Genomic DNA, 22,899 nt, shown 5'->3' with positions numbered 1-22,899 from the left:
ACCCCCGTTTTTGAGACAGGGATCAAAACACCTTTATACAGCCAATTGCCGATAGTTGATCGGTGATTGGTTGTTTAGTTTCGTTTGAATACGAATGTTGTTATAATAATAAATGTATTCTTTGACAGTGCGTTCTACAATGTTGGTTGTAGTTCGATCAATGCTGTTAAGATAGAACGTTTCAGACTTTAGCGAGGAATGAAACGATTCGATGGAGGCATTATCAGCGGGCGTCCCTTTACGGGACATGCTCATGGTAATGCCTTTTATATGAACAGCTTTCTGATACTCGTAAGATGTATACACAGAACCTTGGTCGCTATGTAACACACAGTTTTCAGGCAGTGCTGGGAGCTGATCAAGTGTGTTTAAAATAAAGTCTGTGTCCTGCTTATCACCAATCGTAAACGCAATCACTTCTCCATTATATAAATCCAATATACTGGAAAGGTACAATTGTTTCTGTCCATAAGGCAAATACGTGATGTCCGTTACTAGTTTTTCAAGAGGGCGATCAGATTGAAAGTTCCGATCCAGTATATTACCGGCCACGGCATAGGGCTGCCCATTCTTCTTACGCTTTTTCATTTTAACCCGGCACTGCCACTGGTTTTTCTGCATGATACGTTGAACAGTTTTATGGTTAATATGCATCCTCATTTTTAGTATGGCTGTGATTTTTCGATATCCATATCGATACTTGTGCTCTCGGCACAACGTGCCGATTTGTTCCTCTAGTTGTTTTTTAGAATGATTCTGAGTCAGATCTTTTTTCCATCTATAGTACGAAGCGCGAGAGATGCCTAAATGGACACAAATGTTCTGTACTGTCATCATTTTGCACAATTCTTCTACTAGTTTGATTGACGTTTCCTTATCAACTTCCTTTCCAATTCGTTGTACTTTTTTAAAACTTCATTCTGTTGACTCAGATAGCGATTTTCTGCCTGCAGTCTCTCTAAATCGGAAGAATACTCGGGACCCTTTCTATGGGTATATTGTTTTCCAACAGGCTGTTCGAACCGGTGTGTATCCCCAGCCTTATGCCACCTCACCCATGTCTGAACCTGCGTTTTATTTTTGATATTCAATTCCCGCAAAATCTCTTTCATTGATACGCCTGCCAATCTCATTTCTACAGCCTTCTGTTTGACTTCAACCGGATAACTCACTCTTGTCCCCATAGAAAAAACACCTCCATGTTTTATTTCGGATCACAACGATCCGTTTTCAAACTTGAAGGTGTTTTTTATTTGTCTCATCTTATGGGGTCAGTCCCTGATTGAAAGGTTCTTTTATATGCTTATGCTTGCTTGACGACTGAGTCAACTTCAACTGTCCAGCCGAAGATGTCTGGCTGTGTCCCTTTTTGGATGCCAGTAATGGCTTCGTACAATTTCTTCGATACTTCGCCTGTTTGACCATTTTGGATCACATATGGCTGATCATGATAAATTAATTCTCCTACAGGAGAGATGACAGCTGCCGTTCCAGTCCCGAAAATTTCTTCAAGCTCGCCAGATTGATGTGCTTCAATTAACTCATCAATTGAAATTTTGCGCTCTGTTACTGGAATTCCCCAATGCTTTAACAGCTCAAGTACAGAGTTACGTGTGATGCCTTCTAAAATACTGCCGTTCAATTCAGGCGTCACGATTTCTCCATTGATTTTAAAGAAGATATTCATGCTGCCGACTTCTTCAATGTATTTTTTCTCGACCCCATCAAGCCAAAGAACTTGTGAAAATCCTTTCGTTTCAGCAACTTGCTGTGCTTTAAGGCTTGAGGCATAGTTTCCAGCTGTTTTGGCATTTCCTGTTCCACCCTTAACGGCACGGACAAACTCATTTTCAACTGCAATTTTGACCGGATGAATGCCTTCTTTATAGTATGATCCCACTGGAGATAAGATAATGAGCAGCTTATACGTGCTAGACGGTGCAACGCCTAAATATGGCTCAGTGGAAATAATGAATGGACGAATATACAAGGAAGTGCCCTCTGCATCAGGTACCCAATCCTTATCAATACGAATGAGTTCATTTAAGCCCTCTAATACTGTTTCTGTATCAATTTGCGGAATACACAGGCGGTCATTGGATCTGTTTAAGCGCTCCATGTTTTTTTCCGGACGGAATAAGAGAATTTTTTGATCCTCAGAAACATAAGCCTTCAAGCCTTCAAAAACAGATTGCCCATAATGGTAGACCATCGAAGCTGGGTCCATTGGAATGGCCTGATAAGGGATAATTCTTGGATCGTACCAGCCTTTATCAACTGAATAATCCATCACAAACATGTGATCAGTGAAGATTTTTCCGAATTCAAGTTGATCAGATTGAGGTTTTGGTTTTTTTGTTGAACTAAGTTCAACGCGGATGGGTTGTTTTGGCATTGTAAATCTCCTTGCTGTTTGGTTATTTGAAAATTCTAATAATATGAAATAATTATGATTCTATTCTATACCTTCACAAAATATTAGCAATAGGTTTTCTGGAATTCAGACAAGAAAAATCTGTTAAAGCGCTTTCCTTCTCTCTGCTGTCAGTATGACTCCTATCACCCCTTTTTAAAAAAGAAATAAAATCCAAATGAATTATTAACTGATTAATCTGACAATTTAAAAACGAGTGGTTTTCCTGTAAGATATTCTTTCAACCATACACCTTTTGACTAGTACATTGCAAGGGACATCGTCATATTTTAATCCTCTTTTTTTTAACCGATAAAGGAAGAAGAGAAGAGAAAGGAGCAATAACAAGATGAAACGAGCGATACCAGGCATTTTACTCATTTTATTCATGACCGTGATCAGCTTTGGCTGTCAGGCGATGACAGATGAGGCTGGCGCAAAGCAAAGCACAGCCTATTACGTAGCGGTAAACGGAAGCGACAAAAACCCGGGCACAAAGCAAAAACCTTTCCGCACGTTGAAAAAAGCAGCAAGTATGGCGAAGGCTGGGGCAACCATTTACATGAGAGGCGGTACATACAAAGAAAAATTGGTTGTCCGCCATTCAGGAACAAAGAAAGCACCCGTTGTCTTTCAAGCTTACGGAAAAGAAAAACCTGTAATTAGCGGGGCTTCCCTTAATGGAAATCAAGCCGATGGAGGACTTGTCACGATCGATCAAAAAAGCTACATCACCCTCAAAGGCCTGACTGTAGGACATCTTAAGACGAATCAAGAAGATTTGACACCAGTTGGTATTTTCATCAAAGGAAGCGGTAAAGGCGTCAAACTGCTTAATAACCGAGTGTATGACATTCAGACGAAACATAAAAATGGAAATGCACATGGAATTGCTGTCTATGGGACAAAAGCTCCTGCAGCGATTGAAGACATTGAAATCAAAGGAAATACCGTTGAAAAATTAAAGCTGGGCTTCAGTGAAGCGCTTGTGCTAAATGGAAACGTCAAAAAGTTCCGTGTGACACATAACACGGTCCGGCACACTGATAATATTGGCATTGATTTAATTGGTTTTGAGAACGTAGCACCCTCCAAAAAGTATGATCAAGTGAGAAATGGGGTTGTCTCTAGAAACAAAGTATATGAGATTACGAGTGCAGGAAACCCAGCCTATGGCAGCGACATCTCCGCTGGCGGAATTTATGTTGATGGCGGAAAAGACATTGTGATCGATCATAACATCTCACATCACAATGATCTGGGGATTGAAGTCACAAGCGAACATAAAGGAAAAATGGCAGACCGCATCCGCATCGAACACAATCAAGTATATTTAAACCGTTATACAGGCATTTCTATTGGCGGCTATGATAAGAAGCGGGGCGGTACAACCAATACGACGATTTCACATAATATTTTGTACAAAAATGACACAGCCGGCTTAGAAGGCGGTCAATTGCTAATGCAGTATCAAGCAGTGAACAATCGAATCACGAATAATATCATGTCAGCTAGTGCCTCGCATTACTTGGTCGTGAATCTTTATCAAGTGAACCAAAAGAATACCTTCCAGAAGAACGTTTATGATGACCGAAAAGGTGCGAAAGCATCACAGTGGATTTGGCGCGGGAAATGGATGGAAGGCTACAAAACGTATCTCTCTAAAAGCGGTCAAGATAAAGGATCAGCACATCTCAATCCACAATTTGTGAATGAGAAAAAATATGATTTCCGTCTGAAGAAATCATCACCTGCGAAGAAAATCATCGGGAGCTGATGATATTTTAGAAATTTTCAAAAAAGTCATTGACATTGATGTGACATCACATTAAAGTAAAGAAGACATTTCAACGAAAACAAATTTCATAACGGATCTCTTATCAAGAGAGGCAGAGGGACTGGCCCTATGACGCCCAGCAACCGTTTCTATTTTAGAAATTGGTGCTAATTCCTGCAAAGCTGTTACAGCTTTGACAGATAAGAGAGGAAGACTTCCCGATACATGTTTCATGCAACGGTGATCAAGCCTCTCTTTCCAAGAGAGGCTTTTTTTCGTCTCTTTTTCGAATCAAATGCCTGTTTTACAGGCGTATTTCCACTTTTTTACCTAGTTTTCCGATGTGAAAAATAAAAACAACTTGAGGAGGAACAGCAATGAAGCGTAAGCATTTTACATCATTTCTTGTTTTATTAACGGCATTGACCGTCCTATTAACAGGCTGCGGCACCGGATCAAGTGCAGGCTCAAAAGCAAATACGAACGAAAAGGTTTCCTTTGACAATGTACCGAAGCGATTTGCAAAGGGACAGGGGGCAAAAATTAAAGTCATCCGCAAAATTGGAGGAGACGATCATACAGCTCAATTTTTAGCGGGGACCAAGGCAGAAGGTGAGGCACTTGGCTTTAAGGTAGATGTCTACACAGCAAATGGAGATACAGCGAAGTTCCATGATGCCATCTCTCAGGCGCTTGAAGAAAATTATGATGGCTTTATCATCTCTCACGGGGACGACGAGGCGACAGTCGCTGATGTGAAAAAGATCACAGCGAAAGGCATTCCAGTTGTAGCATTTGATTCGAATCCTAAGCTGAAGGACATCAAAGGGGTCACAGTGACGTCTCAAGATGACGAACAATTAGCGAAAAAATCATTAGACGCGCTCGTGTCTGATTTTAAAGGAAAAGCAAATATTGCATACCTGTGGGTAGATGGATTCCCGCCAATGGTGAGACGAAATAAGGTCTATCAAGAAACGCTTAAACAACATTCAGGGATCAAGGAGCTTGACCGCTTTGGTATTGCCTCCTCTGATACGTCTGTTCAAACGCAAAATGCAGTAGCAGCCATGCTGAATAAGTATCCAAAGGGCAAGCTGGACGCTATTTTTGCCACATGGGATGCCTTTGCCATTGGGGCAGCAAGAGCGTTAAAGGAAGCAGGAAGAACAGAAGTAAAGATTTATGGGATTGATGTGTCAAATGCGGATCTTCAAGAAATGACGGCGAAGGACAGTCCATGGAAGTATACAGCAGCGGTTGATCCGAAGCTCATCGGTGCAGTCGACGTGAGGATTCTTGCGAAGAAAATAGCTGGTGAGAAAACACCAGCTTCCTATGACCTTGAGGCCTCTCTCATCTCGCAAAAGCAGCTTCAGCAAGCAGGAAAAGCCATTAACATGGTCAATCTTGCAGACGAAGTGAAGGGATTCGGTTCATCGACTGCTTTTGAGGAAGATTGGATGAAGACTTTGAAGAAGCATTATACAAAATAAGCGACGTGCACTCTCTTTTCATAGAGGGTGTTTCGTTTTTCAGATGATATCAAGAGAAGGAGGACACCTATGACAGCGCCGCTTGTTCGTATGAAAAATATTTCAATTGAATTCCCAGGGGTCAAAGCGTTAGATCAAGTGAATTTCACATTAAAAAAAGGGACGGTCCATGCACTGATTGGAGCAAATGGTGCTGGGAAGTCAACGTTAATGAAGGTTCTTTCTGGCGCTCATTCCCACTTCGACGGGACCATCTACATCAATGGCCAGGCGGCATCCATTCAAACCCCAAAGGATGCATCCTCATATGGTGTGCAGACGGTCCACCAAGAAGTGGATACGGCGCTTGTTTCCTACTTAAGTGTTGGTGAGAATATGATGATGCATGAGATTGAGAAAAAAACATTTGTCAGCTGGAAAGAGCTGCATCGCAAGGCGGCTCAGCTATTAAAAGAAATGGACATCGACATTTCCACAAAACGACTTGTCAGCGATCTGACCCTTGCTGAAAAACAGATGGTGCTCATTGCCAAGGCTGTTTCCATTAAATGCAGCATTTTAATCTTAGATGAACCAACGGCTCCGCTTAGTCATGCAGAAACAAGCAAATTATTCTCAATGATTGATCGGTTGAAACAGAATGGGACGGGGATCGTGTTTATTTCTCACCGCATGCCTGAAATTTTCACCATCTGTGATGAACTGACTGTGATGCGAAATGGAACGGATGTCGCAGCTCACCTTGTCAAAGACACAAATCCGCAGCAGGTCATTGAAGAAATGCTAGGCGCACCATTAGAGGAGCAATTCCCGTCTCGCAGGCCACTGAAAGATGCACCTATTGTGCTTGAAGTGAAAGAGCTAAACGATCAACATAAATTAAACAACATTCACTTTTATGTCAAAAAAGGAGAAATTCTCGGGATCGCAGGACTTGTCGGTGCTGGCAAAACAGAATTATGCAAAGCTCTTTTCGGTGCCTCAGAAAAAAAGACGGGGACCGTGCAGCTTCATGGTCAAACCATTCGCATCACATCGCCTCATCAAGCGGTGAGGGCTGGAATGGCTCTTGTGCCGGAAGAGCGGAGAAAAGAAGGGATTCTGACCGAAGAGAGTGTGGGGTGGAACTTAACGGCTGCAAGTCTTCACTCATTTTCACGGATATTCAGCTTCTTACATCGTTCGAAGGAAAAGCGGGAAGCAGGTGACATCGTCAAACGGCTTGGTGTCAAAACGCCGTCTCTTGAAGCAAAGGTGAAGCATCTATCTGGTGGAAATCAGCAGAAGGTTGCTATCGGAAAATGGCTGCTGGCTGAGGCAGATGTGTATCTCTTTGACGAACCAACCAAAGGTGTAGACGTTGGAGCGAAAAAAGATATTTTCACTTTGATTGCAGAGCTTGCCGCCCGCGGAAAATCTGTCATTTATGCGTCGAGTGAGCTGTCAGAGATTGCAGGTATCGCAGACCGAGTATACGTGCTATATGATGGCAGCATTGCCCGGGAAATGACCGCACCGACGACTGAAGAGGAGCTTTTATATCATTCAACAGGAGGACAATCATGAGCGAACAACAAATTCCGGCCCCTGTGCAGCAAATCAAAAAACAGCGGCCATCCTTTCATCTGTTTGATTTCTTTTATCGATATGGCACAATCTTAACCATTGTCGTGTTGATTGTGGTATTTGCGGCATCGAATCCAGCGTTTTTGCAATCAGGAAATATCATCAATATTCTACGATCTATTTCGATAGTGACCATCATTGCGGTGGGCTTAACTATCTCATTGGCAGTAAACGGCTTTGATTTATCAGTTGGATCAGTCGCTACGCTATCAAATGCAATTGTCATTTCTATGTTCGTATGGTTCTCGCAAAACCCACTAATTGCAATCCTCTCTGCACTAGCGGCATCTATCATTGTTGGTTTGCTAAATGCATGTATGATCGTCAAAATGAAAATTCCAGATATGCTCATGACATTAGCCATGATGTTTATTATTCAAGGGCTGGCTCAAACGTATACGAAAGGGGCGACTATTTCTGAAAATATGGTGCTTCCCGATGGCACGTTCTCAACGGGAACAATTCCTGCCTTTTTCAGCAAAATTGGACAGGTGCCATATATCATTCTGATTATGGCTGCCATTGTACTATTTGCGCATGTTTTCATGTCCTACACAAAGCACGGCCGATTCATGTACATCATCGGTGGGAATAAGGAAGCGGCTCGATTGTCTGGCATTCATGTGAACAAATACAAAGTTGCGGCCTATCTGCTTTCTGCTTTATTTGCAGCGATCGGCGGTATCGTACTGGCTTCAAGGGTCATGACAGCAGAAATTAATGCGGGTGCACCATATTTAATGGATGGAGTAGCGGCTGCTTTTATTGGCTTTTCCGTCATGGGAGCAGGTAAGCCAAACGCATTTGGCACTTTTATCGGGGCTGTACTCATCGGTATTTTACAAAATGGGCTTGTGATGATGTCTGTCCCTTATTATGCAATGGATATTGTGAAAGGTTCTGTGCTGGCACTTGCACTGGCGCTGACATATTACAAACAACGAGGCTAACTGCGTATTTTTTAAAACCATTCGAGTCCTCTCTCCGTCTAGTAAACGGAAAGCGGTGCAGCTGCCGTTTCCAAAAGGAGATGACAAAAAGAAAATGAATATGTCAGCAACTCATGTAGAAGATTTGAAAAATGTCATGGAAGACTGGAAAAATGAACTATTAGTATATAAATTTGCGTTAGATGAAATGGATACAAAGTTTTCAATTATCAGCCAGGAGTATAATTTAATCCATGGACACAACCCAATAGAGCATACAAAATCACGAATTAAATCCTTTGAAAGCATAGTGAATAAACTAGCAAGAAAAGGATGCGACATCACGACACAATGTGCCAAGGAGCATATCCATGATATCGCAGGTGTCCGCATCATCTGTTCTTTTATTCAAGATATCTATAACATTATGGATGTATTGAGGCAAAGAGAGGATTTAAAGATCCTTGAAGTGAAGGACTATATTCAACATCCGAAACCAAATGGCTACAGAAGCCTTCATTTAATTGTTGAGATACCTGTCTACTTAACAAATCGTGTGGAGCATGTGAAGGTTGAGATTCAGGTGCGGACCATTGCGATGGATTTTTGGGCGAGTCTAGAGCATAAAATCTATTATAAACTGCAAAACGATGTTCCTCATCAGCTGACTGATGAACTGAAGGAAGCCGCAGATATTGCCCATTACTTAGATGAAAAAATGCAGAATATTAAACGAGAAATTGATTAGCACATCAAAAAGCAGCTGTTTTGATCACAGCTGCTTTTTTTCATATTAAGGGTTGGTTCCACGGTCTCTCTTTTGAATAATATCTTGAGATTGTGCAGATTGACTGTCTTTTTGAATGGAAGTACCAACAGAAACACCTGTTATCAAGAGGGTTAAAATCGCACTTGTGATGAGCCATTTCTTCATCATACATCACTCCATTTTCTTAACAAGTTTTCAAGGACAACGCCTTGTTTCTAAAATAAGAGGATTCTTCATGAAGCCCAAGATCCGTTAAGTAAGCTGCTGCATCCTGACAAACAGCTTCAAGGTCAACAAGGAAATTCATTGATTCTAATTGATCGCAATAAGCCTTGATTTGCTCAATCATGTTGTCTGGCTGAATCATAAGTGCTTCTAAAATGGATAATTTAAGTGAAATGTTTCGTTGTTTTAAATTTTCTGCTTTTTGAAGTGACAGCTGTACATAATAGTGGAACAAACCTGGCTTTTTCAGCTTAAATAGTGCTTTTGTGTAGGCGTACATGGCAAGTAAATAGCCGCCTGGAGAAGAAGTTTCGAATGATTCTATCATTAAAGCCTTTTCTAGGAGTGGCACAGCTTCACTGTATTCATTTCTTAGACTTTTAATAAAGGCTGCATTGCAATAGGCATGTCCAAGTAAATCTGGATCATCCATCTGTTCTAGTGAATGAATGACTTCTTCGAACAGCGATTCTGCCTCATCATATTTCGACTGATCCGCATAATTCAAAGCAAGCATCATTTGACAGCTGATTGATTTTTTCACATAACATGGATCTGCGTCATAAATAGATGAAGCCATCTTTAAGTGGTGGATGGAGAGAAGCGTGGACCTAATATTATAGTAAAGACACCCTGTTTTATAATGAAATTCGGCTTTTTCAATGTCATCGTGCACGAGATCTAATTTATCCTCGGCCAATTTTAAATGGTGAAATGCCGTATCCTGATTGCCTCTGCGCATTTCATACATCCCTTTAAAGAAATAGAAATAATAGCTGAGCATATCATCCGTACGGATGGCATTTTCATCAACAAAAAGACTATGATCTAACGAAGCTGTATCTTCTATTAGATCTTTAAAACGGTACTCTAGCAGTTGATAGTAAAGTAAGACGTCTTGATTTTCTTCCATTCGATCAAACGCTTGAAGAATGTCTTCTTTTAACTGGATAGCACCTTGTATCTCTCTTTTTTTCATCATGACATACCAATCATTGAGCATATTCGCTACATCAACGGACGACAAAACACCTGCTTCTGCCAATTCATATCCTCCTTTCTTCATCTATCAGTAACCGTTCTTCTGAATCAACTTCCCATATTCCAGTATCTTCTTATATTTTAAGCTCTCTCGTGCAGTTTGTAAAACATGTTTTTTGATGTAAATTCAACCAGTAGTGAAAGAAATAGGGAGCCGGCGCTCTTTTTGTATACGCTTACATATTTTTAGGTAAAAAGAGGGTTTTGAAAAAAATATATTACAATATAAATAAAGAGAGGAAGCAAGTATTTGAGTTTGCCTTCGTATGCAAGGGAGAAACATCATTTATCAAGGCGCTGCCTCGTTTTTTGTGAGATTATCTTACATCATAATTGTGAATGACTCTTCTTTTAGAATAAAATGAGTTATTCGCAAAAAAGTAAAATTTAAAGAGACTATTGATCTAGAATTGTATGGATCTTTGGTATTGATAAAAAACATCACACACTATAGCTTTAGCGTGGTATAGTATTATTGTTATTGCGAATATTTAGACAAAACTGACAATGGGGGTCGTGTTTTATGAAGAAATCGATGTTATTGATCATGGGACTAATTGTTGTGCTTGTCATGGCAGCCTGTGGATCAAAATCAGACAGTGGTTCGGGAGAAGGCAAAGGCACATATAAAATTGGGATAGATACAACTTATCCGCCATTTGAATTTGAAAAGGGCGGTAAATATGAAGGGATAGACGTTGATTTAATTAATGCAATCGCGAAAGATCAAGGTTTCAAAGTGAAGCTTGAAGCTATGGACTTCTCAGGCATCATTCCAGCGATGCAGGCAGGACAGCTTGATGTTGGAATGGGCGGAATGAGTATTACAGATGAGCGTAAGAAGAAAGTAGATTTTTCAGATCCTTACTTCGACGCTGGACTGACAGTTGTTGTGAAAAAGGACAGCAGCATCAAATCTATTAATGATTTAAAGGGAAAAAAGCTAGCTGTTAAAAACGGGACGACTGGTGCAAAATTCGCATCTGATAACGCTGATAAATATGGGTATGAAGTCGTTCAATTTAATGACAGCCCATCTATGTTCCAGGAAGTATCAAACGGAAACGCAGATGCCTTAATTGAGGATTATCCTGTCATTACGTATGCGATCGCACAACAAGATTTAAAATTGAAAACAGTTGGAGACCGCTTGAATGGAGACCAGTATGGTATCTCTGTCATGAAGGGGAAAAACCAAGACCTATTGAAGAAGATCAATAAAGGCCTTGAGAACCTAAAGAAAAACGGTGAATATGACAAAATTATTGATAAATATTTGAAGTCATAACACAAGCGAGGCGCGCTCCGAGCGCGCTTTCTTTATGTGTCAGCCGTATGTGAATTAGGGAGGGAGAAACATGGATACTATTATTAATGCATTTCCGTATTTAATGGATGGTTTGCAAACCACTTTATATATCTTTGTTGTTGCCATCATTTTAGGGTTTATCATCGGTTTAATTGTGGCATTATTCCGTCTGTCACCATTTAAAATCTTAAATTTTATCGCACTCGTTTTTGTGAATGCCATTCGAGGTACACCATTTATCGTACAGCTATTCTTCATTTATTTTGGTTTGAATACACTTGAATTCATTTCACTTGATCGAGTGCCTGCAGGAATTATTACAGTAGCGATTAATGCAGGGGCTTATTTCTCAGAAATTATTCGTGCAGGGATTCAGTCTATTGATAAAGGACAAACAGAAGCTGCGCGCTCTTTAGGCTTTACAGGGGGGCAAAACATGCGCTTTATCGTCCTTCCGCAGGCATTCCGCCGCATGCTCCCAGCGATTACAAACCAGGCCATCATCAGCTTGAAGGATACATCTCTCTTATCTATTATCGGGATTGCCGATATTATGCAGCGAGGACAAGTTCAAGCATCGGCTACATTTGATCCTTTGAATGTCTGGCTCATTGTCGGTGTCATTTATTTCGTGATCATTTATTTACTTTCTCTACTGGCTAGCTACGCAGAAAGGAGATTTGATATCAAATGAGTATGATTACGGTGAAAAACTTAAAGAAATCTTTTGGCGATCACGAAGTGTTAAAGGATATTAACGCAGTCATCGAGGAAAAGGAAGTAGTGTGTGTCATTGGTCCTTCTGGATCAGGGAAAAGCACGTTTCTAAGATGCCTCAATAAATTAGAAGATATCACGGCTGGAGAAGTCGTTGTCCACGGACACACGATTACAGACCCAAAGGTGAATATCAATAAAGTACGACAAGAAGTAGGCATGGTGTTTCAGCACTTTAATTTATTCCCTCATAAAACCGTTTTAGAAAATATCACAATTGCACCGATCAAGGTAAAAGGCATCGAGAAGAAGGCAGCAGTCGAAAAAGCGTTAGACTTGCTTGAAAAAGTCGGCTTAAAAGACAAAGCTCAAAGCTTTCCTAACCAATTATCTGGTGGACAAAAACAGCGTGTCGCCATTGCAAGAGCCTTGGCAATGGACCCGAAAGTACTATTATTCGATGAGCCAACATCGGCTCTTGATCCTGAGGTTGTAGGGGATGTATTAGCTGTAATGAAACAATTAGCTGTCGAAGGCATGACAATGATTGTGGTCACACATGAAATGGGCTTTGCAAGAGAAGTAGGAGATCGTGTCATCTTTATGGATGGCGGATATATTGTCGAGGAAGACAAACCGGAAGCTCTCTTTGGGAACCCGCAGCATGAGCGTACAAAATCATTTCTTAGTAAGGTGTTATAAAAAAGAGTAAGGGCATGTATATGCTCTTACTCTTTTCTTTATGAATAAGTGGAAGATAGATTTAGCGGCCCCATTTCCTAGGAAATATTAGCGCTGGAAGAATTCGATCCATTCTTGGTCTGGGCCTCTGAAAAAGAAGTAGCAATATCCATTTGGTAATGTCGTGATTTCTTCATCAATTAATTCAATTTGCAGCTTTTGAATACGATTGAATTCAGCATGAATATTGTCTGTTGTGAAAGCGAGATGATGGACCTTCCCTTCAGATGGCAGGTCACTGCTGTAGCCTTGGATGAGTTCAATTTCCGTTTCGGTTTCATCTTTAAAACCGAGAAAGGCAAGCTCAATCACTCCATTTGTATGAGTGATGCGGTCCTTTAATTTCATGCCCACCACTTTTTCATAAAAATCAATCGACTGATCAATATTCGAAACCATAATACCTGTATGATCTAAGCGTAATGTCGTCAAACGAAGTGCCTCCTCTATGTCATGTTGATATTTTTCTCCTCATCTTATCATAATAGAAGTAACGTATACATTCATATGGTAGGATAGAGAGAGTCAATTTAGGATAAGGATGACACAAATGAAAAAAATCTCATTAAAACAAACATTTGCGGAACAAGTGAAAAAAGGATATCCGCTCATTTCCAAAGATGCAGTATCGCATGTGAACGGTGTACGGGAAGGCGAGCTCATTGAATGGGTAGATGAGCGGGGCGCTTTTTTAGGAAAAGGGTATTATGGTGTACAAAATAAAGGAATCGGCTGGGTACTAACCTTTGATGCGAACGAAAAAATAGATCAAGCTTTCTTTGTCTCTAGGCTTGAGCAGGCAGCGAAAAGCAGAACGCATTTATTTCGTGATGCTCAGACGACTGCTTTCCGCGTCTTCAACGGAGAGGGTGATGGAATTGGCGGCGTCACAATTGATCATTATGACGGATTCTACCTCATCCAATGGTATAGCGAAGGAGTCTATACATTAAAGGAAGATGTATTGGCTGCACTTGAGCACGTATATCCAGACTATAAAGGCATTTATGAAAAGAAACGATTTGATACGTCTGGACAGTACATAGAAGATGATGATTTTGTGAAGGGAGAGAAAGGTGAATTTCCTCTCATCGTGAAAGAAAACGGCATGAACGTAGCAATTTACTTAAATGATGGCGCGATGACGGGTATTTTCCTTGATCAGCGTCATGTGAGAAAAGCGATCCGAGACCGTTATGCAAAAGGAAAGACTGTGCTCAATACGTTTTCTTACACAGGCGCTTTCTCAGTAGCAGCTGCGCTTGGCGGAGCGAGCCGTACGACAAGTGTGGATGTTGCAAACCGCAGCCTGAAAAAAACATCTGAGCAGTTTGAAGTCAATGGTATTGATGTGGGCGGGCAGGATATCAAAGTCATGGATGTCTTTAAATATTTTCCGTTTGCAGCGAAAAAAGGCTGGACCTATGATCTCGTCATCTTAGACCCGCCTTCCTTTGCACGAACGAAAAAGCACACATTCAGTGCGGCGAAGGATTATAAGAAGCTATTAAAAGAAGCCATCCAAATTACAGCTGAGAACGGCGTCATTGTGGCATCAACGAATAGCAGTGCATTTGGCATGAAGAAATTTAAAGGGTTTATAGCACAGGCTTTTAAAGAATCAGGGCAAACCTATCGGATACTTGAAGAATATACACTTCCTGAGGATTTCCGTACAACGAAGAATTATCCCGAAGGAAACTATTTAAAGGTTGTCTTCATACAAGCATAAGAAAAAGCCATTTCCGAAAAGGAATGGCTTTTTTCTATAAGGCAAACGACATAAGGATAGGCGCTGCACATAATGTAATAATGGCTGAAATAATCATCGATACACTTGAGATCGTCCCTGAGACGGAGCTCATTTCAAAGGCCTTCGATGTTCCTGCACCGTGTGCACCTGTTCCAAGCAGTACGCCCATGGCAATGTCATTATCGATGCGGAAGTAACGGATCACCATTGGACCGATAATCGATCCAAACAGTGCGGTTAAAATGACAAACACGGCCGTAACGGACGGCATGCCGCCGATCATTTCTGACACACTCATTGCTACAGGTGTTGTAACCGATCTTGGGACAAGGCTCTCAATAAGGCCTGTGTCCAGATGAAACAACTTGGCGATAAATGCCGTTGATAAGATCGCAATAACAGAGCCGCAAGCCACATTCAAAATAATTTCTACTGCATGCTTCTTCAGGATATGAAAATACTTATATAAAGGAATGGCAAAAGCAACAGTCGCAGGCTGCAGCATATTTGTGAGCCATTTCCCGCCTTGATTATAAGCATCGTAAGGAATGTTGACGATTAACAGCAAGACGACAAGGACAAGCGGAGTCACAAGTAATGGGGAGACATAGACCTTCGGATGCCGTTTGTACACCGCTTTTGATCCGAGATATAAAAGAACTGTTAAAATCAGAAATAGTCCGCCAACTAACATAGTTTTTTCCGCTCCTTTCGTTTCGCAATCATTTGCGTCATGATACCAGTTGAGAGCATGACCACAAACGTACTAATTAAGACGACAAGGACAATACTTGTGCCAGATTGAGAAAGCAGTTTTCCATAATCAATGACACCAACTGCTGATGGAATAAAGAAAAGCAGCAGTTCTCCGAGCAGCCATACGGCGCCAAGTTCTATCCATTTTAATTGAATGATTTTAAAATGAAGTAATAAGAAAATGACAAGAATGCCTATGATCGTGCCCGGAATTCTTAAATGCAAAAAGGCCGCCAGCACATTCATGAATTTCGCAAAAATAAACAAGGCCATAATCTGAAGGGCAGCAATCAGCGGCTTTTTGAGCAATTTCATTTTCTGTTCACTCCTTTTTCTATATAAATTGTTCACTATTTCACAAAAACATGACAACGTTCCAAGTGATGAGCTTACTTTAAAGTGTACAGCACGTTCAGTTATAGGTAAAATACATATATCGAATAGTAATTATTCCTTTTGTCTATAGGAAGGATGAATCAGGTGGACATCAGACATTTAACATATTTCTTAGAAGTGGCAAGGTTAAAGAGCTTCACGAAAGCATCGCAGTCCCTTTACGTATCACAGCCGACCATTTCCAAGATGGTCAAAAACCTGGAGGATGAGCTGGGGGTGCAGTTATTTTACCGCAATGGCCGGCAGGTTGAAATGACAGATGCTGGCCAAACCATGTATACACAAGCGAGTGAAATCGCACAGTCATTTCAGAATTTAACGAACGAATTAAATGATTTAATGAATGTGAAAAAAGGGCATATTCGAATTGGACTGCCGCCGATGATTGGGTCAAGTTTCTTCCCGAATGTCATGGGGGAATTCCGCCAGCAATATCCAGATGTCACATTTCAATTGGTTGAGCACGGCTCCATTAAAGTAGAGGAAGGGGTCGAGGATGGGTCGCTTGATATTGGTGTCATTGTTCTGCCTGCAAATGATAAAATTTTTCATACGTACACCATTATTAAAGAGAACATGAAGCTCGTGACGCATCCATCCCATCCGATGGCTGGTCGTGAGGAGGTACATTTAGCTGATTTAAGGGAAGAGTCTTTTATTTTCTTTAGAGAAGATTTTGTTCTGCACAGCCGGATTTTGAATGAATGTATGAATGCGGGATTCCGGCCAAATGTCATTTATGAAACGTCTCAGTGGGATTTCATTAGTGAAATGGTAGCTGAAAACTTAGGGATTGGACTCCTGCCAGAACGAATCTGCCGTGATCTTGATCCTGAAAAGGTAAAGGTCATTTCCCTAAACCCGTCGATCCCGTGGCATTTAGGTGTCATTTGGCGTAAAGACCGCTATTTGTCGTTTGCGGCAAGAGAATGGTTAAAGCATACGAAATCCTATGTGTGGGATGCAGAGTAAAAGGGAGGACGATACGGATGAAAACAAGCTGCGCGGCTCATTTATTGGAGAAGGTTCGAGAAAAAAATCCACTCGTTCATAATATTACCAATCAAGTCGTGACGAATTTTACAGCGAATGGACTGCTTGCTTTAGGTGCTTCGCCAGTCATGGCAAACGCCAAAGAAGAAGTGGCTGAAATGGCGCAATTAGCGGATGCACTTGTGCTTAATATTGGCACACTGACCAGAGAGACGGTGGAAGCTATGATACTCGCTGGACAAGCCGCCAATGAAAAAGGTGTACCTGTTTTGTTAGATCCTGTCGGCGTCGGTGCGACAACGTTTCGAGCGAATGCCGCTAAACAGCTGTTAAAGAAAGTGAAAATGACCGTTGTCAGAGGAAATGCTGCTGAAGTGGCTCATTTACTTGGAGTGGATGGCTGGGAGTCAAAAGGTGTTGATGCGAAAGCGGCGAATGGAGATGTATCGGCATTAGCCAAACAAGCGTCCATTGCACTTCAGACAATAGTGGCAATCACAGGAAAAATCGATGTGGTGTCAGATGGAGATGAGGTCCTGTCCATTCATAATGGACATGAATGGCTCACCAAGGTGACGGGAACCGGCTGTTTGCTGACGTCTGTCATTGGGGCATTTTGTGCAGCAGGTGAACAGCCGCTTCATGCGTCGGCCGCTGCATTGCTGTTTTATGGTGTCGCCGCTGAAAGGGCAGCTCTGAGCGCAAAGGATAAAGGACCGGGAACCTTTCAAATTGAATTGTTAAACGCACTATCACACACAACCGCAGATGAAGTGCTGACGTTAGGGAAAATAGGGGGAGTTTCACATGACAAAGGCTGATCAACAGCAAATCAAACAGCAATTATCGATTTATTTTATTATGGGCACAACGAATACAACGAGGCAGCCGCTTAATGTTGTGAAAGAGGCCATTCAAGGCGGAATCACCATGTTTCAATTTCGTGAAAAGGGTGAAAAAGCCTTGCAGGGTGATGAGAAGAAACAATTGGCTCGTCAAATTCAAGCGCTTTGCCAAGAAGCAAATGTTCCTTTTATTGTGAATGATGATGTACAGCTAGCGATTGATCTTGATGCAGATGGCGTTCATGTTGGACAGGAAGACACAAATGCAAAAGACGTCAGAGAAAGGATCGGGAATAAAATATTAGGCGTGTCGACGCATAACCTAGACGAAGTAAAACAAGCCATGAAGGACGGAGCAGATTATGTCGGTATGGGCCCAGTCTATCCAACAGAAACGAAAAAGGATACACGCAGTGTCCAGGGTGTGTCTTTGATCACTGAAGTCCGGCGTCATGGCCTTCAGATTCCGATTGTGGGTATCGGAGGGATCACATACGATAACGCTGCACCAGTGATACAAGCTGGGGCAGACGGTATAAGCATCATTAGTGCTATTAGCCAGAGCGCCGATCCAAAAAAAGCAGCAGAAGAGCTGAAATCACTTGTTGTAGCAGAAAAAGCATCCCTTTAACCTGATTGGAGACATGGATTGGATCAATTCATGTCTTTTCTTATGTCTGGAAAAATAGACAGGAGAGAAACAATTGTGTACAATCACATTAGTTCGATTATTTTCGAAATGACAGGTAAATAAAGGAGAATGAACATGGAAGTGCTCGATACGTATTTTCGCCGGTATGATGAAGCAGGAAAAGGGAAGGAGCAGCTGGATGAATTGCTGGCATTGTTTTCTGACGATGTCATGATTGTCTTAAATGGCGCCCAAAAGCCTGGAATCCAAGCATTCACACAGTTTTTGAACACATTTTTCCACGTGCATGAAGACATTAAGCATATGTGGGATGGATGGATGAAAAGAGAAGATGGAAAGTATGAAACAAACTGGGCCGTTTGCGGAAAACTTTCGGATGGCCGTGTCTATACAGCAGAAGGAATTGATATCGCAGAGCTGGACGACCAAGGGAAGATCGTTTATTTAGAAAACGTTCCGAAAAACCCAGAGTTATTCCAGCGCTATTAAAAAGCCGGCTGAGCAGCCGGCTTTTCCTTATGAATCAGTATCCATATGCATGCCTGTATGTGCCTTTACTTGAATTTCTGTAAAGGTGTCTTCATCTGCTTTTTCAGAAGAGAATATCGTGCCTAAGTAGGCGGCAAGGAATCCGAGTGGAATCGAGATAATCCCAGGGTTCGACAGCGGGATGAGCGGCTCTCCTGTGAAGATGGCTGCTCCTGACGGGTCCCAGACGCTTGGGCTGAGCGAGACAATGATCAGTGCGCTCAGAAGGCCTGTTAAGCTTCCTGCGATGGCACCCGTAGAGTTAAATCGTTTCCAAAAAACAGTGAAGATAATCAAAGGTAAGTTCGCACTTGCCGCCACTGCGAAGGCAAGAGACACAAGAAAAGCGACGTTTAAGGACTGGGCAAATAATGCAAGAATGATAGAGAGGATCGCCACGCCGATTGAAGCAAAGCGCGCCGCCTTCACCTGCTCCCGTTCACTCGCTTTTCCTTTGCGGATAATCTGACTATAAAAATCATGCGCAAAGGCAGACGCGGCGGATAGGACGAGACCAGTTACCACCGCCAAAATAGTCGCAAAGGCAATAGCGGAAACAAAGGCAAATAACAAATCTCCTCCAAGAGCTTGGGCGAGCAGTGGAGCGGCCATATTCCCTGCTGCATCTGCTGCCGTGATCGCTTCTGTTCCCACAAAGGCAGCCGCACCGAAGCCAAGGAAAACCGTCATTAAATAAAAAATCCCGATGATCCAAGTAGCAGAAAGAACCGATTTTCGCGCAGAAATCGCATCCTTTACCGTATAAAAACGGATCAAAATGTGCGGCAAACCTGCTGTCCCAAGCACTAAGGCGAGGTTAAGAGACAGGGTTTCTAAAGGCACATCATATTTATTTCCCGGGTGAAGAAACGATTCACCAAGCGGGGTTGCAGTTTTCATCTGTTCAAACATCTTCAGCAGGCTAAAATCAAATTTTGCAAACACAAGCAGAGAAATAATTAATGTCCCAAGCATGAGAAGCACAGCCTTTGTGATCTGTACCCAGCTGGTCGCAATCATGCCACCAAACACGACATAAATGGTCATCAGGACACCTACGATCAGCACAGCGATCCAGTAATCAATGCCAAGAAGCAGCTTGATTAATGCACCTGCTCCAACGAGCTGTGCAATCATATAAAAAGTGGAAACTGTAATGGTATTAAAGGCGGCAACCCCTCGAATAGCAGGGCGCTTAAATCGTGCAGCGATCATATCGGCCATCGTATATTTCCCCAGATTTCGAAGCGGTTCAGCCACAACGTAAAGAACGACAAGATATGCTACTAGAAAACCAATGCTATAGAAAAAGCCGTCAAATCCGTTTAACGCGATCATTCCAGCAATCCCTAAAAATGATGCAGCAGACATATAGTCTCCAGCAATGGCAAGGCCGTTTTGAAACCCAGTCAGACCTCCGCCTGCTGTGTAAAAATCACTCGCATTGCTTGTTTTTTTCGCAGCAAAATATGTGATGACCAATGTGAGTCCTACGATCGCTACGAACAAAATAAAAGCGGTCATGCTCATTCGTCATCACCTCTTGATTCAGTTTTTAAAGCGCTTACATAATTGTCGAACTTAGCTGCTTTTTTCGCATAAAGTCCACATAAAACCCAGGTCATGACAAATTGTGTGAGGGCGAATAACCAAGCCCATGAGATCGCGCCAATTGCCGGCGTGTTCAAAAAGGTGAAGTAGGATGTAGCAACCGGAAGTGAAAAGTAAAAGAGAAAAAAGAAAATCGTCATCGGTACGATAAATCTGCGTTTTTCCTCAAGAAGTTTTCGAAAATCCTCTGAAGCGGCAACCTTCTTATAATGAACTTTTTTGTCTGCCATTGTTTCCTCCTTTGTACGAATTAGGGACAAGGTACTCCAATGCATATGAGACGATCTGGCTGTTTATGACAGTATATCATAAAAAAGGCACCCGAAAAGGGTGCTTTCTATCGATAATTTGCAAGAAATGTTTGTCTCGCTTTTTCATATGTTTCTGCGTCAAAATGATCTCCGCATTGATGAATACACCAAGGCTCTTCTTGTTTTGCAATCCCAACTTCATAGCCCTTCTGAGTGAATTCAAAGGACTGCGAGACATCATAAAAATGAAAGCCGTCAAAGAGGTCCTCACGCCACCTCACATCGTATTGTGTTGCCATGAATAGACCATCAATGGCCGCAGCTTTGATATAATCTTGCGCTTCGGGCTGCTGATGGTCTCTTTCAAACGAAAGCAGCTGATAGGTGTCGTGACGATATTCAATGACTTTTCCCCTGCAATCAGAACTCTCCCACCAAATTCCATTGTCAGGCACGTTTTCTGCTCCAATCACGCCAACCATGCCAAGTGAAGGATTTTGTAAAAAAAGCGGGATGAGTTCAATCAGCATATGCTTATTGACAATCAAGGTATCCTGATGAAGATAAATTTTAAACTGAGCTGGATGAGTGATGGCTTCATTGTATGCAGAGGTCATACTTGATGCATGTCTGATTGGTAAGACCTCCACATGGTATCCATGAGGAGCCGGAAGTGAAGCGAGCTGCCGGAAGCAAGCTTGAAACATCGATTCATCATTCACACATAAAACAAACAGAATCGTCGGATTACTCATGAAATGGAACCGCCTCGACCACATATTGATAGGCTGTAGCAGACTCGTGAAAATCAGAACGAATGCCGTGTTTCATGAGTAATTCATGTAGATCATTCAACACGCTTGCATAGGAAGGATGCTGTACGCGAATGGCCTCGAATTCGCGAATGCGAAAACCCGCTGAATGAAAGAGTGCATGTATTTCATGAAGGGTGAAGAAACGTAAATGTGTTTGATCCATTAACCCTGCATCTGTATAAGTAAATCTGCCGGCCAGTAATTCTAAAACCGTTGAAATGTGGCCGATATTTGGAATAGATGACAGGATGGCACCCTCTTTTTTAAGGAAGGGTTTCACCTTTTTTAAAACGGCCCAAGGGTCCAATAAATGCTCGAGGACGTCTCCGAAAATAATGCAGTCAAATTGTTCATGTTGATAAGGGAGAGCCATCTGTTCAATATTTCCGCAGAGAACATGATCCAGCTCTTGCTTAGCCTCTTTTGCTGCATCTTCAAATGACTCAATGCCATAAATGGTCCGGCCCTTTTGTTTCAGGACTTTTCCAAGCTTGCCTGTGCCGCATCCGATATCCAATAAAGACGTCCATTCCGCGCGAATACGGCTGACGATGACCGGGTTTACCCCATGATAATACTGATCCTTTTTTTGGTGATAATACGAAAGGGAATCTGAACTCACGCTCTACCCACCTTTCTGCTTTCTCGTTGTTTTCATGCTTAATATATGGGTGAGCAGCTTGGTTTTATAACGAGAGAAGGACAATTTTCATGAATGGCGGCTAAAAAGGGATCATATAAAGAACAGGAAATGGACTGTCCTCCTAATATAGAAAGACAGAACCCCATTGAGTGAAGGGATTGGTATGGAGAGGTGTTCAATTATTGTAGCGTATCGTCATGAAAGGATTTTCAAAAGGTCAATTGACAGGTCAGAACTTATAGCCAAAGCAGTCTGAAAGACAAAGGATAACGGCGTTGATTTACGGTTTGTTTATCATCTTCTGATCACCGTTGGATGTTAAAAAAGCTTGTATTTCTTCGATGCCTAGTCCAATTTTTTTCGCTTCCTGAATCAAATAAACCCACTCTTCGTCAACTCTTCTTTTCACTTGCGTATCCATAATATCCTCCAGTTCAATAAGACATATTCACTGCAACCAATGACTTGAACAAACCGTCTAGTAACTGTACGTGTGGTTGAAAACAGCGCAAAATAAATTTTTGTCGAAAAATGATGACATTTAACCTATTTTGTAAAATCTATCACCTACCACGTCCCTAAAAAAATGACTAAAAAACCCATAAATATTGAA

The 22,899-nt window shown here is 41.8% G+C and carries 25 protein-coding genes and 1 riboswitch; of the genes, 13 read left to right on the top strand and 12 right to left on the bottom strand.

Features of this window, described 5'->3' with window-relative positions; translation table 11 throughout:
• Positions 1-33 precede the first annotated feature (33 nt).
• Both NSQ76_RS18975 and NSQ76_RS18970 read right to left on the bottom strand, forming a co-directional pair.
• A protein-coding gene (locus NSQ76_RS18975; protein WP_208946197.1) for an IS3 family transposase occupies positions 34-1,184 on the bottom strand; the annotation gives its coding sequence in 2 pieces (ribosomal slippage) (positions 34-911 and positions 911-1,184; 1,152 coding nt in all).
• A 119-nt stretch (positions 1,185-1,303) separates the two neighbouring features.
• On the bottom strand, positions 1,304-2,395 hold the full coding sequence (locus NSQ76_RS18970; protein ID WP_024426445.1) for a branched-chain amino acid aminotransferase: 1,092 nt from the start codon (positions 2,393-2,395) through the stop codon (positions 1,304-1,306).
• A 367-nt stretch (positions 2,396-2,762) separates the two neighbouring features.
• On the opposite strand from NSQ76_RS18970, the gene NSQ76_RS18965 reads away from it, so the two are divergent.
• The 5 genes from NSQ76_RS18965 to NSQ76_RS18945 all read left to right on the top strand — a co-directional run bounded on the left by NSQ76_RS18965 (position 2,763) and on the right by NSQ76_RS18945 (position 8,989).
• Entirely contained in the window at positions 2,763-4,190 is a 1,428-nt protein-coding gene (locus tag NSQ76_RS18965; RefSeq protein WP_341055476.1) for a right-handed parallel beta-helix repeat-containing protein, read from the top strand.
• Between the two features lie 97 nt (positions 4,191-4,287).
• Positions 4,288-4,397, top strand: a riboswitch (SAM riboswitch).
• Positions 4,398-4,567: 170 nt separating this feature from the next.
• Complete coding sequence (locus NSQ76_RS18960) at positions 4,568-5,686, top strand: sugar ABC transporter substrate-binding protein (protein WP_024423861.1); 1,119 nt, start codon at positions 4,568-4,570, stop codon at positions 5,684-5,686.
• A 69-nt stretch (positions 5,687-5,755) separates the two neighbouring features.
• Positions 5,756-7,252 (top strand): sugar ABC transporter ATP-binding protein, encoded by a 1,497-nt coding sequence (locus NSQ76_RS18955; protein WP_254965042.1) that lies wholly within the window; start codon positions 5,756-5,758, stop codon positions 7,250-7,252.
• The gene (locus NSQ76_RS18950) at positions 7,249-8,262 is read left to right on the top strand and encodes an ABC transporter permease (protein WP_341055469.1); all 1,014 of its coding nucleotides are present in this window, start codon (positions 7,249-7,251) and stop codon (positions 8,260-8,262) included. Before NSQ76_RS18955 ends, NSQ76_RS18950 begins: the two co-directional genes overlap by 4 nt.
• Positions 8,263-8,356: 94 nt before the next feature.
• Entirely contained in the window at positions 8,357-8,989 is a 633-nt protein-coding gene (locus NSQ76_RS18945) for a GTP pyrophosphokinase (RefSeq protein ID WP_025093809.1), read from the top strand.
• Positions 8,990-9,034: 45 nt separating this feature from the next.
• On the opposite strand, the gene NSQ76_RS18940 is transcribed toward NSQ76_RS18945, so the two are convergent.
• A complete protein-coding gene (locus NSQ76_RS18940) occupies positions 9,035-9,175 on the bottom strand; it encodes a hypothetical protein (RefSeq protein WP_162860197.1) in 141 nt (46 codons plus the stop codon).
• 19 nt (positions 9,176-9,194) lie between these two features.
• Positions 9,195-10,280, bottom strand: a complete 1,086-nt coding sequence (locus NSQ76_RS18935) for a Rap family tetratricopeptide repeat protein (protein ID WP_024426440.1) — start codon at positions 10,278-10,280, stop codon at positions 9,195-9,197.
• 519 nt (positions 10,281-10,799) lie between these two features.
• Here NSQ76_RS18935 and NSQ76_RS18930 point away from each other — a divergent pair.
• The 3 genes from NSQ76_RS18930 (at position 10,800) to NSQ76_RS18920 (ending at position 13,004) form a co-directional block, all read left to right on the top strand.
• A complete protein-coding gene (locus NSQ76_RS18930) occupies positions 10,800-11,564 on the top strand; it encodes a transporter substrate-binding domain-containing protein (protein ID WP_024423857.1) in 765 nt (254 codons plus the stop codon).
• Between the two features lie 70 nt (positions 11,565-11,634).
• Positions 11,635-12,279 (top strand): amino acid ABC transporter permease, encoded by a 645-nt coding sequence (locus NSQ76_RS18925; RefSeq protein WP_024423856.1) that lies wholly within the window; start codon positions 11,635-11,637, stop codon positions 12,277-12,279.
• Positions 12,276-13,004: an amino acid ABC transporter ATP-binding protein gene (locus tag NSQ76_RS18920; protein ID WP_024423855.1), complete on the top strand. Its 729-nt coding sequence runs from the start codon at positions 12,276-12,278 to the stop codon at positions 13,002-13,004. The genes NSQ76_RS18925 and NSQ76_RS18920 overlap by 4 nt, the downstream gene beginning before the upstream one ends.
• Before the next feature lie 87 nt (positions 13,005-13,091).
• Here NSQ76_RS18920 and NSQ76_RS18915 read toward each other — a convergent pair whose 3' ends face one another.
• On the bottom strand, positions 13,092-13,475 hold the full coding sequence (locus NSQ76_RS18915; RefSeq protein ID WP_024423854.1) for a VOC family protein: 384 nt from the start codon (positions 13,473-13,475) through the stop codon (positions 13,092-13,094).
• A gap of 118 nt (positions 13,476-13,593) precedes the next feature.
• On the opposite strand from NSQ76_RS18915, the gene NSQ76_RS18910 reads away from it, so the two are divergent.
• On the top strand, positions 13,594-14,775 hold the full coding sequence (locus NSQ76_RS18910; RefSeq protein WP_341055466.1) for a class I SAM-dependent rRNA methyltransferase: 1,182 nt from the start codon (positions 13,594-13,596) through the stop codon (positions 14,773-14,775).
• A gap of 34 nt (positions 14,776-14,809) precedes the next feature.
• Here NSQ76_RS18910 and NSQ76_RS18905 read toward each other — a convergent pair whose 3' ends face one another.
• Together NSQ76_RS18905 and NSQ76_RS18900 are read right to left on the bottom strand one after the other, a co-directional pair.
• The gene (locus NSQ76_RS18905) at positions 14,810-15,490 is read right to left on the bottom strand and encodes a CidB/LrgB family autolysis modulator (RefSeq protein ID WP_024423852.1); all 681 of its coding nucleotides are present in this window, start codon (positions 15,488-15,490) and stop codon (positions 14,810-14,812) included.
• A complete protein-coding gene (locus tag NSQ76_RS18900) occupies positions 15,484-15,867 on the bottom strand; it encodes a CidA/LrgA family holin-like protein (RefSeq protein WP_034621912.1) in 384 nt (127 codons plus the stop codon). Before NSQ76_RS18900 ends, NSQ76_RS18905 begins: the two co-directional genes overlap by 7 nt.
• Positions 15,868-16,032: 165 nt before the next feature.
• Between NSQ76_RS18900 and cidR the strand changes: the two genes are divergently transcribed.
• From cidR to NSQ76_RS18880, 4 genes are all read left to right on the top strand, one after another.
• Positions 16,033-16,920, top strand: coding sequence for a cidABC operon transcriptional activator CidR (gene cidR, locus NSQ76_RS18895; RefSeq protein WP_024426436.1), 888 nt, complete (start codon positions 16,033-16,035; stop codon positions 16,918-16,920).
• A 17-nt stretch (positions 16,921-16,937) separates the two neighbouring features.
• Complete coding sequence (thiM, locus tag NSQ76_RS18890) at positions 16,938-17,762, top strand: hydroxyethylthiazole kinase (RefSeq protein ID WP_341055463.1); 825 nt, start codon at positions 16,938-16,940, stop codon at positions 17,760-17,762.
• Complete coding sequence (gene thiE, locus NSQ76_RS18885) at positions 17,749-18,417, top strand: thiamine phosphate synthase (protein ID WP_341055461.1); 669 nt, start codon at positions 17,749-17,751, stop codon at positions 18,415-18,417. Before thiM ends, thiE begins: the two co-directional genes overlap by 14 nt.
• 135 nt (positions 18,418-18,552) lie before the next feature.
• Positions 18,553-18,927 carry a nuclear transport factor 2 family protein gene (locus NSQ76_RS18880; protein ID WP_024426433.1) on the top strand — a complete coding sequence of 125 codons (375 nt, stop codon included), beginning with the start codon at positions 18,553-18,555 and terminating at the stop codon, positions 18,925-18,927.
• Between the two features lie 27 nt (positions 18,928-18,954).
• Here NSQ76_RS18880 and NSQ76_RS18875 read toward each other — a convergent pair whose 3' ends face one another.
• The 5 genes from NSQ76_RS18875 to NSQ76_RS18855 form a co-directional block, all read right to left on the bottom strand.
• Positions 18,955-20,496 (bottom strand): solute symporter family protein, encoded by a 1,542-nt coding sequence (locus NSQ76_RS18875; RefSeq protein ID WP_024423846.1) that lies wholly within the window; start codon positions 20,494-20,496, stop codon positions 18,955-18,957.
• Positions 20,493-20,807 carry a DUF485 domain-containing protein gene (locus NSQ76_RS18870; RefSeq protein WP_024423845.1) on the bottom strand — a complete coding sequence of 105 codons (315 nt, stop codon included), beginning with the start codon at positions 20,805-20,807 and terminating at the stop codon, positions 20,493-20,495. The genes NSQ76_RS18875 and NSQ76_RS18870 overlap by 4 nt, the downstream gene beginning before the upstream one ends.
• Before the next feature lie 107 nt (positions 20,808-20,914).
• A complete protein-coding gene (locus tag NSQ76_RS18865) occupies positions 20,915-21,583 on the bottom strand; it encodes a glycosyltransferase family protein (RefSeq protein WP_268479405.1) in 669 nt (222 codons plus the stop codon).
• Entirely contained in the window at positions 21,576-22,265 is a 690-nt protein-coding gene (locus NSQ76_RS18860) for a class I SAM-dependent methyltransferase (RefSeq protein WP_024426430.1), read from the bottom strand. Before NSQ76_RS18860 ends, NSQ76_RS18865 begins: the two co-directional genes overlap by 8 nt.
• A gap of 301 nt (positions 22,266-22,566) precedes the next feature.
• Positions 22,567-22,707 (bottom strand): anti-repressor SinI family protein, encoded by a 141-nt coding sequence (locus NSQ76_RS18855; protein ID WP_008345506.1) that lies wholly within the window; start codon positions 22,705-22,707, stop codon positions 22,567-22,569.
• Between the last annotated feature and the right edge of the window lie 192 nt (positions 22,708-22,899).

This window comes from Bacillus sp. FSL M8-0256 (genome assembly GCF_038005765.1).
Lineage (GTDB): Bacteria > Bacillota > Bacilli > Bacillales > Bacillaceae > Bacillus > Bacillus safensis.
The sequence above is the reverse complement of the archived record's forward strand: the minus strand, read 5'-3'. Positions and strand labels throughout refer to the sequence as shown.